Raw genomic sequence first — 17046 nt, forward strand, 5'->3', positions numbered from 1 at the left:
GGACAGAGGCATTCCCGGTCGTACCGTCATGGCTCAGCGACGTGAAGTTGCCCGCGTACAGCTCAGCAGAGGAGACCGCGATGAGCAATAGCTATCCCGGTCCGGCAGTCGTCGTAGGGGTGGACGGATCGAGGGCGGCGACGCAGGCGGCTCTGTGGGCGGTTGACGAGGCGGCCAGCCGGGACATCCCGATGCGGTTGATCTACGTGGTCGATCCGCAGGACGCCTCCACCGCGCAGGCCTGCGAGACGCGCCTGGCCGCCGCACGGACGGCGCTGGCCGACGCCCATCGGTCCGTCGACGCCACCAGCGTTCCCGTCAAGATCGAGACCGAGATCGTTTCCGGGAGGCCGCTGACCAAGCTGACGGAGGAGTCGAGGTCGGCGGCAATGATGTGTATCGGTTCGATCGGACTCAACCATGCCTGCCATGGCGAAACCTCCGTCGCATCGTCCTTGGCCCGCTCCGCCCGGTGCCCGGTGGCCGTGATCCGCCAGCCGGCGAGACGGTCGGCAACGCCAAAGGTCGGCAGCGTCGTGGTCGACGTCGACAACGGCATGGTGCTGCGGCACGCGTTCGAGGAGGCGAGGCTGCGGAAAGCCACACTGCGCGCACTCTGGGTGTGCCGGGGTGACGACGCGCACGATGCCGGTGCCGGAACGCGTTCGGCGCAGGCGCAATTGACTCGACGACTGGCGCGGTGGAAGCGGCTCTATCCCGACGTGCGGGTGGAGCCCACGATTGTGCGGGGCAGCGCGGAGCAGTACCTCCGGGCCAACCCAGAAGCGGGCCAGTTGCTGGTCACCGACTGTCATACCGCCGACCAGTGCTGCAACGCGGCGCATTCCGTGCTGGCGATCCGGTGCAGCAACTTGTGACAGCGGGAATGGAAATCAGCCGTGGCTGACCCGCAACAGCTCGGTCAGGTTGGGCAGCTTGACGCGGGGGCGCCCATGCGGCTCCCCGGCCGCACGCTCATGGCGGTCGATGATCTCCCAGTGCGCCGAGGTCACCAGCTTGGGCTGGCGTGAGGCGAGCCACTCGGCCAGCTTGTCGGCGTGGTCGTCGGGGAACTCGGCCAGACCGCCTTCTTTCGCGCGCTCCAGGTCGGCGAGCAGGGTGTCGACGGTGTCCTGGGAGTCCTTTTTATTGGTGCCGATGACACCGGTCGGCCCGCGCTTGATCCATCCGACGACGTATTCGTTGCGGCTGCCCGCCACGCGGCCCGCGGTGTTGGGGATCGTCGCGGTCTTCTCGTCGAACGGCAGCCCCGGGGTCGGCACCCCGCGGTAGCCGACCGACCGCACCACCAGCTGAACCGGCAGTTCCTCGCGCTCACCGGTGTCCTTGGCGGACACCCGCCCGTTCTCGTCGGTCACCAGTTCGTTGCGGCCCAGCACGATCCGCTCCACCCGGTCCTGGCCCTTGATCTCGATGGGAGAGGTCATGAATCGCAGCACGATCCGACGGTGACCGGGACGCGCTTCGCGCTGTGCATAGCCACGGAGCACGTTGATGTTCTGCTTGGCCGTTTTGCCTGCCGCGGCCGCGTCCTCGTCGGTCACGCCCTCCAGCTGGGCGGGGTCGACGATTACGTCGACCCCTTCGAGGTCTCCCAGCTCACGCAGCTCGAGCGTGGTGAAGGCGGTCTGCAGGGGGCCGCGCCGGCCCAGCACCACCACTTCCTCGACGCCGCACGGCCGCAGCGAATCGAGCGCGTGATCGGCGATATCGGTGAGCCCCAGCGCGTCGGGATCCGTGACCAGGATGCGTGCCACGTCGAGTGCCACGTTGCCATTGCCGACGACGACGGCGCGGGCGCCCGAGAGATCGGGCGTCGCCTCCTCGAAATTGGGATGCGCGTTGTACCAGCCGACGAAGTCGACGGCGGCGACACTGCCCGGCAGGTCCTCACCGGGAATGTTGAGCGCACGATCGGACTGCGCCCCGACGGCGTAGACGACGGCGTCATAGCGTTCGGCCAGCTCGCTGGCCTGCACGTGCTCACCGACCACCACGTTGCCGAAGAATCGGAAGCGGGGATCTTCGGCGGTCTTCTCGAACTGCTTGCTGATCGACTTGATCTTCGGGTGGTCGGGCGCGACCCCGGAACGCACCAGCCCCCAGGGGGTCGGCAGCATTTCGAGCATGTCGACGGCCACATCGATGTCCTCGGACCCGTCGGCCGCCTTCAGCAGGGATGACGCGGCGAAGAACCCCGACGGTCCGGAGCCGACGATTGCAACGTGGTATGGGCGCATACTCGACCTTCTATTCGTGCCCGGTTAGCGCGCGGGGGCTGTCGGCGCGCGGGCGCGGGGTGCACATGATCGTGACTCGATGCTAAACGCATGACCGCTGGTCGTGACCTGAGCACTCGCCGGGAGCGGAGGCGCTTGGCGGGCCCCGGTAACGTTGTCCGCTGTGGAACCCGACCGTCAAGCCGACATCGCCGCCCTTGACTCCACCCTGACCACGGTGGAGCGGGTGCTCGATGTGGACGGTCTGCGCAGCCGCATCGAGAAGCTCGAACACGAGGCGTCCGATCCCCAATTGTGGGATGACCAGGCCCGCGCGCAGCGGGTGACCAGTGAGTTGTCACACGCCCAGGGGGAGCTGCGCAGGATCGAGGAGCTACGCGGGCGCCTCGACGACCTGCCGGTGCTCTACGAGCTGGCGACCGAGGAGGGCGCGGCGGATACGCTCGCCGAGGCGGACGCCGAGCTGAAGGCGCTGCGCGCCGATATAGAGGCCACTGAGGTGCGCACCCTGCTCTCCGGGGAGTACGACGAGCGTGAGGCGCTGGTCACCATCCGATCCGGCGCCGGCGGGGTGGACGCCGCCGACTGGGCCGAGATGCTGATGCGGATGTATATCCGGTGGGCGGAGCAGCACAAATACCCCGTCGAAGTGTTCGACACCTCCTACGCCGAGGAGGCGGGCATCAAGAGCGCGACGTTCGCGGTGCACGCTCCGTTCGCGTACGGCACGTTGGCAAGCGAGCAAGGCACCCACCGGTTGGTGCGGATCAGTCCGTTTGACAACCAAAGTCGACGTCAGACGTCGTTCGCCGAAGTCGAGGTTCTTCCCGTGGTGGAAACCACCGATCACATCGACATTCCGGAAGGCGATGTGCGCGTTGATGTTTACCGCTCCAGCGGTCCCGGCGGCCAGTCGGTGAACACCACCGACTCGGCGGTTCGTTTAACCCACATTCCAACGGGTATCGTCGTGACTTGCCAGAACGAAAAATCCCAACTGCAGAACAAGATCTCGGCGATGCGCGTGCTGCAAGCTAAGTTGTTGGAGCGCAAGCGTTCCGAAGAGCGCGCTGAGCTGGACGCGTTGAAAGGCGAAGGCGGCAGTTCGTGGGGCAACCAGATGCGCTCCTACGTCCTGCACCCGTATCAGATGGTCAAGGATCTGCGGACCGAGTACGAGGTCGGCAATCCGGCGGCCGTCCTGGACGGAGACATCGACGGATTCCTGGAAGCGGGAATCCGGTGGCGCAACCGAAAAGATGACGACTAACACAACTCTTCAAGCCTCGACCGCCTCGATAAAGGCGCTGGGCTGGCACGAATTCTGGCGCGGCGACGTCGGGCAATGGATCATCACCCGCGGTCTGCGGATCGTCATGGTGCTGATCGTGGCGGTGCTCGCGGCCCGCTTCGTCAACTGGATCGCGCAGCAGGTCACCCGTCAGCTCAACCTCGGCTTCGCCGAAAGTGACGCGCTGGTGCGCTCGGAAGCGTCCAAGCACCGCCAGGCCCTGGCCTCGGTGATCTCCTGGGTGTCGGTGGTCATCATCGGCATCTGGGTCATCATGCAGATCGCCAACGTGCTGCAGTTCTCGGTCGGGGGACTGGTCGCCCCAGCGACCGTGGTCGGTGCCGCGCTGGGTTTCGGCGCCCAACAGCTGGTGAGGGACCTGCTGTCCGGGTTCTTCATCCTGGCGGAGCGGCAGTACGGCTTCGGAGACCTGGTCACCCTCACGGTCGTCTCCGCGACGGAAGCCAGCGGCACCGTCGAGAACGTGACCTTACGGGTGACCCGGCTGCGCTCACCCGATGGTGAGGTGTTGACCATCCCCAACGGGCAGATCGTCAAGGTGGTCAACCTGTCCAAGGACTGGGCGCGTGCGGTGGTGGACATCCCGGTGTCGACCAACGCCGACCTGAACCGGGTCAACGAGGTGTTGCACCAGGAATGCGACCGTGCGATGGACAACCCGGTGCTGGGTGACCTGCTGCTGGATGCGCCCACCGTGATGGGCGTGGAAACCATCGAGCTCGACACCGTCACCCTGCGTCTGGTGGCCCGGACCCTGCCCGGCAAGCAGTTCGAGGCCGGCCGGCAGCTGCGAGTCCTGGTGATTCGAGCGCTGGCCCGCGTCGGCATCGTGACCGCGGCGGACGCGACGGTGGGCCTGGTGGAAGACCCGGCCGTGCCGGCCGCTCAGGCCGCCGAGGAGCGAGCCGGCGATGACGTCCAAGGTGCGGTGCAGCAGCGTTGAAGTTCACCCTGAGCATCCTCGAGAGGCGCAGCGAAGAGTCGGATGCGGACCATCGCTGGCCGCAATACATGTTCGGCGGGCGGGTCCGCACGTCGACCCTCGTGTTGATCGTCGCCTTTTTCGTCGTGTGGTGGGTCTACGACACCTACCGCCCGGAGCCGACGCCCAAGCCGCCGGCGCAGCAAGTGGTGCCGCCGGGCTTCGTGCCAGACCCCAACTACACCTGGGTGCCGCGCAGCCGCGTGCAGCAGCCGCCGCCCACCACCACCTCCACGCCGACCCCGACGAGCACGCCGCCGCCGCCCCCACCACCGGTGACGACGACCACGACCACGCCGCCGGTGCAGCTGCCGCAGCTGCCTTGCCTGCTGCCGCCGCCCTTCTGCCCACCCAGCACGAGCGCCACCACACCGCCACCTCAGCTACCGCAGCCGGGCCCCGGGCCGGCGCCCAGTTCGCCGGTGCCGGCCAGTTGACTTCGCTTGCCAGCGAAATTCACGGCTACACTGGCGTGCCGTGATGATCACCCTCGACCATGTCAGTAAGAAGTACAAAGCGTCGGCGCGTCCGGCGCTGGACGACGTCAACGTCAAAATCGACAAGGGTGAGTTCGTCTTCCTGATCGGCCCTTCGGGCTCCGGCAAGTCAACGTTCATGCGGCTGCTGCTGGGCGAGGAGAACCCGACCACCGGCGACATCCGGGTGTCGAAGTTCCACGTCAACAAGCTGCGCGGTCGTCACGTGCCGAAGCTGCGGCAGGTGATCGGAACCGTCTTCCAAGACTTTCGCCTGTTGCAGCAGAAGACCGTGTACGAGAACGTCGCTTTCGCGCTGGAAGTGATCGGCAGACGGACCGACGCGATCAATCGGGTGGTACCAGAGGTTCTCGAAACGGTCGGCTTGTCGGGCAAGGCGAATCGACTGCCGCATGAGCTGTCGGGTGGTGAGCAGCAGCGGGTGGCGATAGCCCGCGCGTTCGTCAACCGGCCCCTGGTGCTGCTGGCCGACGAGCCGACCGGCAATCTCGACCCGGATACCAGTAAGGACATCATGGATTTGTTGGAGCGGATCAACCGCACGGGGACGACGGTGCTGATGGCGACCCACGACCACCACATCGTCGACTCGATGCGTCAGCGCGTCGTGGAGCTGTCTCTGGGGCGCCTGGTCCGCGACGAACAGCGCGGCATCTATGGGATGGACCGCTAAGTGCGCTTTGGCTTCCTGTTCAACGAGGTCCTGACCGGGCTGCGTCGCAACGTCACGATGACGGCCGCGATGATTCTCACGACGGCCATTTCCATCGGCCTTTTCGGCGGCGGTTTGCTGGTGGTCCGGTTGGCCGACAACTCGCGGGAGATCTATCTCGATCGGGTCGAGACACAGGTGTTCCTCACCGACGACATCTCCGCCAACGACGCGACGTGCGCGTCCGGCCCGTGTAAAGCGCTGCGGGACAAGATCGATGCTCGACAAGACGTCAAATCGGTGCGCTTCGTCAACCGGCCGGACGCCTACAACGACGCGATCAAGAAATTCCCGGAGTTCAAAGACGTGGCGGGCAAGGAGTCGTTTCCCGCGTCGTTCATCGTCAAGCTGAACAACCCCGAACAACACGCGGAGTTCGACGCCGCTATGCAGGGCCAGCCCGGGGTGCGCAGCATCCTCAACGAAAAGGATTTGATCGACCGGCTATTCGCCGTTCTGGACGGTTTGCGGAACGCCGCGTTTGCCGTCGCCCTGGTGCAGGCCATCGGGGCCATCTTGCTGATTGCCAACATGGTCCAAGTCGCGGCGTACACGCGACGCACCGAAATCGGGATCATGCGGCTGGTCGGCGCCAGCCGCTGGTATACCCAGCTGCCGTTCTTGGTGGAGGCGATGCTGGCCGCGGCGATCGGTGTGGCCATCGCGGTCGTCGGCTTGATCTTGGTGCGGGCGTGGTTCCTGGACAACGCGCTAAGCCAGTTCTACCAAGCCCATTTGATCGCGAAGGTCGACTATGCCGACATCCTCTACATCTCGCCGTGGTTGTTCCTGCTCGGCGTGTCTATGGCCGGCCTGACCGCCTACGCGACGCTGCGCCTCTACATCCGGCGGTAGCTGTGGCCAGGGATCCCGGCCGGGCCAAGGCGGCGGGCGGCAAGCGCGGCAGCAAACAGATCATCGCTACCAATCGCAAAGCGCGGCATAACTATTCGATCCTCGAGGAGTTCGAGGCCGGAGTGTCTTTGCAGGGCACGGAGGTGAAAAGCCTGCGCGAGGGCCATGCTTCGCTGGCCGACGCGTTCGCAACGGTCGACGACGGCGAAGTGTGGTTGCGCAACTTGTACATTCCGGAATATCAGCACGGTAGCTGGACCAACCATGAGCCCCGTCGCAATCGAAAGTTGTTGTTACATAGGGCACAAATTGACCGCCTGGTCGGCAAGATTCGAGATGGTAACCTCGCCCTCGTGCCGATGTCTTTGTATTTCTCCGAAGGAAAGGTCAAGGTCGAGCTCGCGTTGGCGCGCGGCAAGCGAGCGCACGACAAACGCCAGGACATGGCCCGCCGCGACGCCCAGCGCGAAGTGGTCCGTGAATTGGGTCGCCGAGCCAAGGGCATGAACTGATCGGGGCCGCTTACGCCCAGCTGTCGGCCGTTACGTACGGCGTCAGCGACTTCGTGGGCGGTGTAGCCGCTCGACGGGTAGCCGCGCTGCGCGTGATGCTGGTGGTCTACCCGATCGAGACGTTCTTGCTGGGCGCCTTGGCGCTGGCCACCGGCGGGCCGATTTCGGGCGGCGCCGTCTTCTGGGGCTGCCTCTACGGCGTCGGAATGGCGGTCGGCATGTGGGCGTTCTTCGCCGCGCTGGGCGCCGGCCCGATCTCCGTGGTGTCGCCGTTGGCGGCAGTCCTCAACGCCGCCGTGCCGGTGGCGGTCGGTGTTGCGCTGGGGGAGCGGCCGGGCCCGGGGGCTTCGGTGGGCGTCGTGCTGGCTCTCATCGCGGTGATGCTGGTGAGCCGGGAGGCCACCGCCCAAGGTGTGACGCCGTATCGGTTCACCCCCAAGGTGGCGTGGCTCACGCTGTTGGCCGGATCGGCCATGGGGCTGAACCTGGTCTTCCTGCACCAGGCGCCGCACGCCTGCAAACTGTGGCCGTTGGTGTTCGCCCGGCTCTCGGCCACCGTGGTGATCTTCGTGATGGCCGCGGCCAGCAAGAACCTGCGGGCGCCGCGCGGGAAGCCGCTGAAGTTGGCCTGGGCGGTGGCGCTGCTGGACATCTGCGCCAACGTGACCATGCTGTTGGCGTTGCACACCTGGTTGCTGTCGCTGGCCAGCATCATGATCTCGCTCTATCCCGCCGCCACGGTCGTGCTGGCGATGGTCGTGCTGCGCGAGCGGCTGACCCGCTGGCAGGGGTTCGGCATGGTGATGGCCATGGGGTCCGTGGCCATGATCGCCGCCAGTTGACGGCCGCGCCTGTCGATTGGGTAACTCATCGGCCTACTATCCGAGCATGGCCGATCGCCCTGTCACCAAGCTTGACAAGTCCGAGGTGCTCGCTGGTTTGTTCGCGGTGTGGGACGACATCACCGCATTGCTGGACCGGTTGCCGGAACCGGAATGGCAGGCGGCCAGCCCGCTGCCCGGCTGGGATGTCAAGGCGCTGGTGGCGCACATGATCGGCACCGAATCGTTCCTCGCCGGCGTCCCCGCGCCCCAGCCCGATATTGACGTCTCGGCGCTCGAGCACGTCCGCAACGACATCGGCGTGATGAACGAGTGCTGGGTGCGCCACCTCAGCGCGGAATCCGGTGCCGATGTGCTCAAACGGTTCAAGGACATCACGGACGACCGGCGCAAAGCGCTGACGGACATGTCCGCCGAGGAGTGGGACGCCGTGACGCTGACGCCGGTTGGGCCGGAGAGCTATGGGCGGTTCATGCGGGTCCGGGTGTTCGACTGCTGGATGCATGAGCAGGACATTCGCGAGGCGCTGCGGCGGCCACCGTCCGACGACCAGCTTGTCGGGGCCGCGTCGGAACTCTCCCTCGACGAGATCGCCGGCACGATGGGCTACGTGGTGGGCAAGCGGGCCAAAGCACCAGAGGGTTCGCGGGTCTTGTTCGAGCTGACCGGCCCGCTTTCCCGCACCATCCGCGTCAGCGTCGACGGCCGGGCCCAGCTTGTCGACGACTTCGGCGGCCAGGAGCCGACGGTGACGATCCGGCTGGACGGGCTGCAGTTCACCCGGCTCGCCGGCGGGCGGCCGATGTGCGACGGGCGGTCGCACGACATCGACCTCGGCGGCGACAAGGACGTGGCGGTCCATGTCGTCGAGCGGCTGAACTTCGTGATCTGATCGCAGCGCCGACCGGAACATAACTTCGTTGCCGCGCGTTGATAGCGGCGTACCATTGATTGTCCTGCCGAAAATCGGCGGGGATGCTCGAAGAAAATAGACAAGGGGCTGAACGGTTTCGACTTCGCGCATCGAATCAAGGGAAGCGTGCCGGTGCAGGCAAGAGACCACCGTAAGCGTCGTTGCAACCATATAAGCGCCGATTCACATCAGCGCGACTACGCTCTCGCTGCCTAAGCGACAGCTAGTCCGTCAGACCGGGAAAGCCCTCGACCCGGAGCCTGGCGTCAGCTAGAGGGATCCACCGATGAGTTCGGTCGCGGGACTCATCGGGACACCAACAGCGACTGGGATCGTCATCCTGGCTGGTTCGCGTGACCGGGAGATCCGAGTAGAGGCATAGCGAACTGCGCACGGAGAAGTCTTGAGGGAATGCCGTAGGACCCGGGTTCGATTCCCGGCAGCTCCACTGAGAAATGACTGGTCAGGGCCACAAACCCTGGCCATTTCTCTTTTGCCGTCAACTCATCAAGATTGTTGGTCAAGCCAACCGATAAAGCGCCGTCAGGACTGACGCGCCACGATCACCGGGATCTTGGCCCTGTTGACCACAGCCGCTGCGACAGAGCCCAACAACATGCCAGCGAACCCGCCGCGACCGTGGCTGCCGACCACAATCAGTTGCGCCCATTCGGACGCCTCGATCAACGGACTAGCGGGGTCACCAATTTCAATTCTGCGACGGATCCCCACCTCGGGATAACGTTCCTGCCAACCCGCTAGCCGTTCAGCAAGCGTCTCCTCCTGTTCGGATAGCTCAGCCTCCAAATTGAAGTTGGGGAACATTTCTTTGAAGTCGGAAACCCGCAGATCAGTCCAGGCGTGCAGGGCGATTAGGCGGACACCTCGTCGTGACGCTTCGTCGAACGCAATCGCAGTCGCTGCTTCCGATGCCGGCGAGCCGTCGATGCCCACCAGGACCGGCGCCCGTGTGACATCACCAACCATCGGTTCGTCGTCGTGGATCACGGCGACTGGGCAATGCGCGTGGTAGACCAATCCCGAACTCACCGAGCCGAGGAAGTTGCGGACCACCGTGCCGCCATACCCCCGGTAGCCCACCACGACCATCTCCACCTCTTTGGAAAGGCCGACGAGCGTCCGGACGGCGTTCGAATGAAACACCTTGCCATCGATTTGCACCGGGCCATGCTCGCCGGTGGCCTCTTCGGCGATTTTGATCGCGGAGTTGATGAATTCGTGTGCGCGCTGTTCGGACCGTCGCCTGAAGCCGGTCAGCGCGGGGACCCGGGACCACCCCGGTACGGGCGTATCGACGACATGAACCAGAGTCAGCGGCGCAATCCGCAGCGCGGCTCGATGGGCCGCCCATCGGACGGCAGCCTGTCCCGCTGTCGAGCCATCAACGCCTACCACGATCCCGCGACGCGGTGGTCGCAACATTTCAGCTCGCTTCTGATCGGCTATCTACCACCGGCAGGATCACTCAGGGCGCCCCTCATTGTCAGGGTCAAACAGATGCAAGCCGAAGGACCAAGGGCACCGATTGAAGCGCTTAACACCCTCTGGCCGACCGATGGACAGCGACGACCGTGACCTGCGACCACGCCGCCGGGGGGTCTTTATCTACGCGACTTGGTGATGGGCGTTCGTCTCGGCACACCCGCGCCCGGCGACTCACTCACCCCATTGACCAGTCTTGACGCCGTCAAGACTCGAAAACGAACGGCAGGTAACGAGCAGGACTGAAGGGACCGAAATGGACCGAATCGAGAGTTCACGCGCCAAAGGACTGGTAGAGCGTCGTTTGTCGTAACCCATGTCCCCCGGATCCTTCAAAGTGTCCCTGGTTGAAGTTCACCGCCTCGCACATGTGGAGGTGGTCGGTTTTGGCAACGATGCGGGGTCTGGCCAGAACGAGCAGATGTGCTGCATAGCCGGGGTGGTTTCCGGCCCGCGAAATTTCGGATGGGCCAGGTGACTACGTCAGAAGGTGATGATGCCGCGGATATTCCGTCCGGCGCGAAGGTCTTTCATCGCTTCATTGATGTCATCGAGCTTGTACCTCTGCGTGATCAGCTCGTCGAGTTTGATCAGGCCCGCCTCGTACATCGACAGCAGCTTGGGCATGGCCTCACGCGGGTTCATCTCGCCGTAGAGCACGCCTTTGACTGTCTTACACGAGCTGACCATGTCACCGAGGCTTAGCGGCACCATCATGTCACTCACTTTTGCCATGCCCGTCAGCACGCAGGTTCCGCCCTTGCGCAACAGCATCATTGCTAACAACACCAGATCAACGGGGACGACACCCGGGGTCAGGACCACCCGGTCCGCCATTACTCCCCAGGTGATCTCTTTGACCAATTCGATCGCGGCCGTGGTATCGACGGCGGTATGCGTGGCACCAAACGACGGCGCGACCTCGCGCTTGAACTCATTTGGGTCGACCGCGACAATATGTTGTGCTCCAGCAACCTTGGCGCCTTGAACGGCGTTCATGCCGATTCCGCCGACACCGATCACCACGACGGTGTCACCCAACTCGGTGCCCGCCGCGACCGAGCCGGAGCCGAAGCCGGTTGTGACCCCGCAGGAGACCAATGACGCTGCATCCAGTGGGATCCACTCGTGGATCTTGACCAACGACCGTTCCGACGCGACGACGTATTCCGAGAAGGTGCCGACCTGCATCATGGCCATCAGGTCCTCGTCGCCCAAGTGACGACGTCGCGTTGCGTCGGTCGTCATGGCCTTGCTGTAGATGTCGGCGCCGACATCGCAGAGGTAGGTACGACCGGTGACACACCAGCGGCAGTTTCCACAAGCGGGCAGGAACGAAATCGCCACGTGGTCACCGGGTTTGAGTGTCTTGACTTCTGCACCGACCGATTCCACAACACCGGAACCCTCGTGTCCGCCGAGCATCGGAAACCACTCGGGCACCGGGAGCCCAGACGCCCGCATCAACTCCTCCATTTCCTTACTAGGCACGCTGTCGCCGGTGTAGAAGTGCTCGTCGGAGTGACAGATGCCGGCGTACGCCATCTTGACCAGGACCTCGCCGGCATGCGGCGGATCGAGTTCGACCTCGGTGACTTCCCAGTCCACACCTATACCGCGCAACACGGCCGCTTTTGATTTCATTGCGGTTTCCTTCAGACGTACTTCACCATTGTCGGAGTTCGGCCACGGCGCCGGATGGCCGAGGCGCCAAGGTTAGATAGGGGATGAAACTGCTGTTACCGCAACGGAGTACGGAATGGACGACGTCGACAAGGTGTTCGGCCTCGACAAGGCCGCCCTGCATGTAGCCGTGATCCATCCAGTAGTGGATGGCAGCCTCCAGCGCCTGGGGGTCCCAGGCCTTGTTGAACTCGGTCTGAGAGTCGCCCTCACCGCCGAAGCAGTCTCCGACCGCAAGTCGGGTGAAGCCGATATTCGGATGTTCGATGCGCCACGCCTCGACGAGCTTGTCAAGGGCGGCCTTGGATACCGCATACGCGCCAAGCAGCGGCCACGGCGCGGAATAGGAGGCGCTCAAGGACGATAGGTACACCGCGGATCCGGCCGAGGCGGCCAGGTGCGGTGCCGCGGCAGCGGTGACGAGCGACGCGCCGGTCACGTTGGTAGCGAACAGCTTCCCCCACTGCTCGGCGCTGACATCGGTAAGCGGTGCGAGCACGCCGACGCCTGTGGTGTACACGAGCGCGTCCAGGCCGCCGAAAGTATCGACGACTTCGGCGATCGCCTGCCCGCACGCCGCACCATCGGTGACATCGCAGGCGACCGCGACCGCGCCGTGGCCCGCCTCTTTGGCCGCGTTCTCCAGGCGGTCACGACGCCGGGCGAGGAATGCGACCTGGGTGCCCCTGTCGGCCAGGCCCATACCGATGCACCGGCCCAGGCCCGCAGATGCTCCGACCACGGCAACTCGCAGCGGTGGTGTCTCAGGCATCGGCTCTCCTAGAAGAAGTCGAGAGGAACATTATCAGTTCGGTAGAGGCATCATATTCAACTATCGAAAACAATCATTTCCGCAGGAGCCGCAAGTGTTCCGCCTTTCGGGCAGAAGACTATCGTCGCAGGACTTTTCGAGGCTCTAGGGCGAAGCTCAGCAGGAGCCGGTCGAGAACCTTGGCCGCCCTGGCCCGCGCCTTGGCCGGGCGGTCTGCGTGCGCTACGAGGAGGGCTGCCTCCTCGACTGCCGCTACGAGTAGATGGGTCAGCTCGCCGACCGGGTGGTCGTCGATAATGCCCTCCGCGATCGCTTCGTCCACCATCTCGTTGATCAGGGCAATGCTGTTGCTCTCCTGGATGGACCGCAGCGTCCGCCAACCCAGCACCACCGGCCCGTCGATGAGCATGACGCGCTGCACTTCGGGTTCGAGAGCAGACTCGAGGAATCCGCGCATCCCGACGGACAACTTTTCCCATGCATCCGCGCCCGGCGGGGGTGAGGCCAGCGAGCGTAGCGTCAGGTCGCGTTCGACTTCTTCGAAGACCGCGCGAAAGAGTTCGGCCTTGTCCTTGAAGTGGTGGTAAAAAGCACCCCGAGTGCCTACACCGGACCTCGTCACCAGGTCCGAAATGCTGGTCTCGAAATATCCTTTCTCGACAAACAGCGCGCGACCGGCGTCGACTAAATCGCGCCGAGTCCGATCCCCCCTCGCCCGGCGCTCGACGTCGGTGCCACCACGCTTGGCCATTCCAGCATCCTAGCAACATTCATCTTGTATGTTGAGCTGCTCAGCGCACGATGCCGATCACCGGCATCAGCCCGAGGTCGCTGTGGGACTTGAACCCCGGCGGTGCGTCACAGATGGCGGGAATGGTGTTCACCGGCTCCATCGCCGTCCACGCATAGCCGACGTAGCCGGGTTTGGCAGTGTCGCGAGCTTTCTGGTCACCGCGCAGAACTAATTCGGTGCCCGGGTCGCCCTCAATCACGATCCTGTAGTGGTAGTAGGGCTCCCAGTCAGGTTTGGGTTTTATGGCGTCGTGTTCGACGAACGAGTACAGCTCGTGCAGCGTGATGAACGGCCTGCCGTCTACCCATGCCGTCCAGAGATGATGCTGGGCGGCGACGGTTCCCTTTTTGATCACGCCCTTTAGGCCGGGCATGTCCATATCTGCGGTGCCCTCGTACGGGATGTCGCGGGTTGCGATGCCGAGCTTGACCTCCGTCGTAAACTTCTCCACGGTTTTGCCCAGTCCTTCCACGACCATGGTCAGCGACTGTGCGAACAGCGACCAGGCGTCGGCGAAGAGATTGCCCTTGGCGAACTCGTCCGGCGTCTTCCCAAAGCCCATCTCGTCTAGATACTTCAAGGTGTCTTTGTTGAAGTTGACCGCCTCGTAGATGTGGATGTGGTCGGTCCTGCCGACGATCCGGGCCAAGGTGAGCACTAGCAGGTCCGCGGCGTAGCCGGGATGGATTCCGCCGCCGTGGAACGACGTCGCACCCTCGGCGCATGCGGCCTCGATCTTTTCGATGTCAACCGCGTTGGCCTCGGTTCGATGCCACCACGCGCCACCCGAGGCGACGACGTTCTTGCCGCCGCGCAGCAGTCGGCAGATCTCGTCGACGTCTGACCACAGCGGCGCATAGAACACGCAGTCCGCGTCTAACGCCTCGAGCGCGTCCTTGTCGGTGGTGGCCAAAACGCCGATGGCTGGAACCCCGACGAGCTCGCCGGCGTCTTTGCCCACCTTCTCCGGGCGATTGCACAGCACCCCCACGACTTCGAAGACGGGGTTGTGCGCCATGTGGCGCAGCGCGAGCGTCCCGACATTGCCCATGCCCCACTGGATGACGCGGTACTTCTTGCCGGTGGTCGATTCGACGGACATGGCGGCGACGCTACCAATACCCGGTAATCCGTATATGCGGTTTCGTAAACGCGCATTTCCGTTGGCCGGCGGACAACCTTCGTATTGTATGTTGCCCTAATGGCAGACGAAGAGGTTCGCGCGTACGGATCGGTTGCGCCGTTGAAAGTGGGCTTGCTCAACGATTATCCGACCCGAGCTGGCACCGAGAATGACACTCTCGACACACTGCGGTTGGTCTTCGACGAGGCGGTCGCCGCCGGCCTGGTCGACCGGCCGATAGAACTGGTGGAACGCCATGTGATCGGCCTGCCCAACGGCACGTACCACGCCGTGGAGACCGCCTACGACGAGCTGGTCGCCGAGGGGTGCCTCGCGATCTACGGTCCGTATGTCTCCGACAATGCGGTGCCATTGGCCGCGCACGCCGATCGGGTGGCCAAGGTTCCCAACATCATCCTGTCGGGCTCCGAGGGGGCGCTCGGCGAGTGGACGTTTGCGCTCAACAACGGATCGATGCCCGAAGAGCCGGTGATGCTGGCCGCCGTGATGCTCGGGGACGGCCGGTCGCGGATAGCCATCGCCTACGAAGTATCTCTGATCGGCAAGGAGTACCTGGCATTCGCCGAAAAGGCCTATTCGGCTGCCGGATTGAAGGTCGTCACCACAGTGGCGATACCGCAGGTGGAAGCCGACAAGTCCAAGGTCGTCAACGAGCTGCGGGATGCCGAGCCGGACGCTCTGGTGCATGTCGGGTTCGGCCATGGGCTGTGGGGCTTCACCGACGCCCTGCTGGCGGTGGGATGGGATCCACCGCGGTACACCACCACCGCATTTGAGATGGCTCACATCAACGCCGAGTGGATGCGACAGTTGTCGGGCTGGGTCGGGCTGGATAGCTACGACGAGCGCAATCTCGTTGGGCAGGCGTTCCTGGATCGTTTCGAGGTCCGGTTCGGCCGCAGGCCGGCACATTCGATGCCCGGCCTGACGCACGACGTGGCGACGGTGATCGTGCGCGGGCTCGCTGCGGCGCGCCCGTTGACCGGGGCCGGCGTCAAGCAGGGCATCGAGCAGGTCAAACTGGTCCCGTCGGCCAGCGGCGCGCCGGGGACTTTCTTGCGGTTCGGACGCTACATCCGGCAGGGCTGGATGGGGACGGACTACCTGATCGCCCGCCGTGTGCTGCCCGACGGCTCGGCTCATGTATTTCATGCGACGCCCAGTGACCACATCTCACGCGCGGTTGGTGTCGGCCCCTGCTAGCTGGATCGCCCCGAACACCGGCGCGGTGACAATGCCCGGCGGCTGAGCCAGCACATAGGGAATCGCGCGAACCGCGCCCATCGCGATCATCAGGTGGCCAGGCTGGGCGTGCTGACCCGTCGGCGCCTGCTCGTCCCACCCGACGTCGAGCTGCAATTCGAAGCTCGGCACGCCCTTGATGACGGCGCGGATCAGCGGCGCCTTCTCCCCGCGGGTCAGCGGTTTCAACCCCCACTGCGGGAGATCGCGGGTGAGCAACCATTCCTCGTGAATCGCGAGCAGTGGCCGGCCCGCCCAATGACCGACCCATGAGAACCGCTGTCCCACTACCGTTCCCGCCTCGATCGTGCCGGCGAGCACCTCGATGTCGTGGGGGAGCGTGGTTGCGTCCACTGACACCTCGACATGCGAGAGCGTGACCCCAAGGACGTCGGCCGTCGCGTTGAGCGCCTGCCGGTAGGCCATGTCCAGCTTCTTGATGATCGGCGAGTCGATGCTGACGTCCTCGGGTGGCCGTCCCATGCCCATGAGGTCGACGAGCATGGGCCGGCTGTCGACGGCGGACACGTCGGTCGCCTCGTACAGATCGATCCGGTCGATCGTCTTGCTCAATCCGGTCACCGTGGCGACCAGGCGCTCGAACATGAAGCCCGGATTCTCACCCGCCGCGTGGAAGCGGGACCCGCCGACGCGACAGGCTTCGACAAAGGCCCCCTCGGTCTCCGCGCCGTAGGTGGGGAGATGGTTGTACGACGTGGTGGAGATGACGTTGGTGCCGGCGGCAAGCAGCCGGCAGATGTCCTCGGCATTGGTCTCTACGGCATGGGCCTTGCTGGCGGCGTGGACGACGACGTCGGCGCCCAATGCGACGATCTCGTCCTTGTTTGCGGTGGCCACCACTCCGGTGGTGGGCGGCAACCCGCACAACGCGCCCGCGTCCTGACCGGCCTTGGCGGGGTTGTACACCAGCACACCGACCAACTGGTAATCAGGATTCTCAATCAGTTCCTGCAGCGCGGCACGGCCCACGGCGCCTGTAGCCCATTGCACGACTCGAGTTGC

At 64.6% G+C, this 17046-nt stretch carries 17 protein-coding genes and 1 other RNA gene; 11 read left to right on the plus strand and 7 right to left on the minus strand.

Going from position 1 to position 17046, the window contains the following annotated elements; all coding sequences use genetic code 11:
* The first annotated feature begins 80 nt into the window (after positions 1–80).
* Positions 81–878, plus strand: coding sequence for a universal stress protein (locus tag A5678_RS11350; RefSeq protein WP_068042528.1), 798 nt, complete (start codon positions 81–83; stop codon positions 876–878).
* Positions 879–893: 15 nt separating this feature from the next.
* Here the strand turns inward: A5678_RS11350 and A5678_RS11355 are convergent, their stop codons facing one another.
* Entirely contained in the window at positions 894–2261 is a 1368-nt protein-coding gene (locus A5678_RS11355; protein ID WP_068042198.1) for an FAD-dependent oxidoreductase, read from the minus strand.
* A gap of 163 nt (positions 2262–2424) precedes the next feature.
* Here A5678_RS11355 and prfB point away from each other — a divergent pair, with 163 nt between their 5' ends.
* The 9 genes from prfB to ssrA all read left to right on the plus strand — a co-directional run bounded on the left by prfB (position 2425) and on the right by ssrA (position 9337).
* Entirely contained in the window at positions 2425–3531 is a 1107-nt protein-coding gene (prfB, locus tag A5678_RS11360) for a peptide chain release factor 2 (protein WP_068042201.1), read from the plus strand.
* Entirely contained in the window at positions 3521–4516 is a 996-nt protein-coding gene (locus A5678_RS11365) for a mechanosensitive ion channel family protein (protein WP_068042204.1), read from the plus strand. Before prfB ends, A5678_RS11365 begins: the two co-directional genes overlap by 11 nt.
* The gene (locus A5678_RS11370; RefSeq protein ID WP_068042206.1) at positions 4513–4992 is read left to right on the plus strand and encodes a hypothetical protein; all 480 of its coding nucleotides are present in this window, start codon (positions 4513–4515) and stop codon (positions 4990–4992) included. Before A5678_RS11365 ends, A5678_RS11370 begins: the two co-directional genes overlap by 4 nt.
* Positions 4993–5035: 43 nt before the next feature.
* On the plus strand, positions 5036–5725 hold the full coding sequence (gene ftsE, locus A5678_RS11375; RefSeq protein ID WP_068042530.1) for a cell division ATP-binding protein FtsE: 690 nt from the start codon (positions 5036–5038) through the stop codon (positions 5723–5725).
* The gene (gene ftsX, locus A5678_RS11380) at positions 5726–6619 is read left to right on the plus strand and encodes a permease-like cell division protein FtsX (protein ID WP_068042209.1); all 894 of its coding nucleotides are present in this window, start codon (positions 5726–5728) and stop codon (positions 6617–6619) included.
* A 2-nt stretch (positions 6620–6621) separates the two neighbouring features.
* Positions 6622–7131, plus strand: coding sequence for an SsrA-binding protein SmpB (smpB, locus tag A5678_RS11385; protein ID WP_068042213.1), 510 nt, complete (start codon positions 6622–6624; stop codon positions 7129–7131).
* Entirely contained in the window at positions 7128–7973 is an 846-nt protein-coding gene (locus A5678_RS11390; RefSeq protein WP_368664892.1) for an EamA family transporter, read from the plus strand. The genes smpB and A5678_RS11390 overlap by 4 nt, the downstream gene beginning before the upstream one ends.
* 46 nt (positions 7974–8019) lie before the next feature.
* On the plus strand, positions 8020–8865 hold the full coding sequence (locus A5678_RS11395; RefSeq protein ID WP_068042218.1) for a maleylpyruvate isomerase family mycothiol-dependent enzyme: 846 nt from the start codon (positions 8020–8022) through the stop codon (positions 8863–8865).
* 104 nt (positions 8866–8969) lie between these two features.
* Positions 8970–9337, plus strand: a transfer-messenger RNA (tmRNA) gene (gene ssrA, locus A5678_RS11400).
* 92 nt (positions 9338–9429) lie between these two features.
* Here the strand turns inward: ssrA and A5678_RS11405 are convergent.
* From A5678_RS11405 to A5678_RS11425, 5 genes are all read right to left on the minus strand, one after another.
* On the minus strand, positions 9430–10329 hold the full coding sequence (locus A5678_RS11405; RefSeq protein WP_068042221.1) for a universal stress protein: 900 nt from the start codon (positions 10327–10329) through the stop codon (positions 9430–9432).
* A gap of 543 nt (positions 10330–10872) precedes the next feature.
* Complete coding sequence (locus A5678_RS11410; RefSeq protein WP_068042224.1) at positions 10873–12033, minus strand: NDMA-dependent alcohol dehydrogenase; 1161 nt, start codon at positions 12031–12033, stop codon at positions 10873–10875.
* A gap of 22 nt (positions 12034–12055) precedes the next feature.
* On the minus strand, positions 12056–12844 hold the full coding sequence (locus A5678_RS11415; protein ID WP_068042228.1) for an SDR family oxidoreductase: 789 nt from the start codon (positions 12842–12844) through the stop codon (positions 12056–12058).
* Positions 12845–12962: 118 nt separating this feature from the next.
* Complete coding sequence (locus tag A5678_RS11420; RefSeq protein WP_068042230.1) at positions 12963–13595, minus strand: TetR/AcrR family transcriptional regulator; 633 nt, start codon at positions 13593–13595, stop codon at positions 12963–12965.
* Positions 13596–13635: 40 nt separating this feature from the next.
* Positions 13636–14739, minus strand: coding sequence for a dihydrodipicolinate reductase (locus A5678_RS11425; protein WP_068042234.1), 1104 nt, complete (start codon positions 14737–14739; stop codon positions 13636–13638).
* A 99-nt stretch (positions 14740–14838) separates the two neighbouring features.
* Between A5678_RS11425 and A5678_RS11430 the strand changes: the two genes are divergently transcribed.
* Positions 14839–15984, plus strand: a complete 1146-nt coding sequence (locus tag A5678_RS11430; RefSeq protein WP_068042236.1) for an ABC transporter substrate-binding protein — start codon at positions 14839–14841, stop codon at positions 15982–15984.
* On the opposite strand, the gene A5678_RS11435 is transcribed toward A5678_RS11430, so the two are convergent.
* The gene (locus tag A5678_RS11435; protein ID WP_068042240.1) at positions 15955–17034 is read right to left on the minus strand and encodes a dihydrodipicolinate synthase; all 1080 of its coding nucleotides are present in this window, start codon (positions 17032–17034) and stop codon (positions 15955–15957) included. The two genes, A5678_RS11430 and A5678_RS11435, sit on opposite strands and share 30 nt — an antisense overlap.
* Between the last annotated feature and the right edge of the window lie 12 nt (positions 17035–17046).

The organism is Mycobacterium sp. E2733 (genome assembly GCF_001667585.1).
Classification (GTDB): Bacteria; Actinomycetota; Actinomycetes; order Mycobacteriales; family Mycobacteriaceae; genus Mycobacterium.

Bases quoted from the DNA above. Each gene is read 5' to 3' on its own strand.
- A5678_RS11350 (WP_068042528.1), top strand. From the start codon at position 81: ATGAGCAATAGCTATCCCGGTCCGGCAGTCGTCGTAGGGGTGGACGGA.
- A5678_RS11355 (WP_068042198.1), bottom strand. From the start codon at position 2,261: ATGCGCCCATACCACGTTGCAATCGTCGGCTCCGGACCGTCGGGGTTC.
- A5678_RS11365 (WP_068042204.1), top strand. From the start codon at position 3,521: ATGACGACTAACACAACTCTTCAAGCCTCGACCGCCTCGATAAAGGCG.
- ftsE (WP_068042530.1), top strand. From the start codon at position 5,036: ATGATCACCCTCGACCATGTCAGTAAGAAGTACAAAGCGTCGGCGCGT.
- A5678_RS11395 (WP_068042218.1), top strand. From the start codon at position 8,020: ATGGCCGATCGCCCTGTCACCAAGCTTGACAAGTCCGAGGTGCTCGCT.
- A5678_RS11405 (WP_068042221.1), bottom strand. From the start codon at position 10,329: ATGTTGCGACCACCGCGTCGCGGGATCGTGGTAGGCGTTGATGGCTCG.
- A5678_RS11410 (WP_068042224.1), bottom strand. From the start codon at position 12,033: ATGAAATCAAAAGCGGCCGTGTTGCGCGGTATAGGTGTGGACTGGGAA.
- A5678_RS11415 (WP_068042228.1), bottom strand. From the start codon at position 12,844: ATGCCTGAGACACCACCGCTGCGAGTTGCCGTGGTCGGAGCATCTGCG.
- A5678_RS11420 (WP_068042230.1), bottom strand. From the start codon at position 13,595: ATGGCCAAGCGTGGTGGCACCGACGTCGAGCGCCGGGCGAGGGGGGAT.
- A5678_RS11425 (WP_068042234.1), bottom strand. From the start codon at position 14,739: ATGTCCGTCGAATCGACCACCGGCAAGAAGTACCGCGTCATCCAGTGG.
- A5678_RS11430 (WP_068042236.1), top strand. From the start codon at position 14,839: ATGGCAGACGAAGAGGTTCGCGCGTACGGATCGGTTGCGCCGTTGAAA.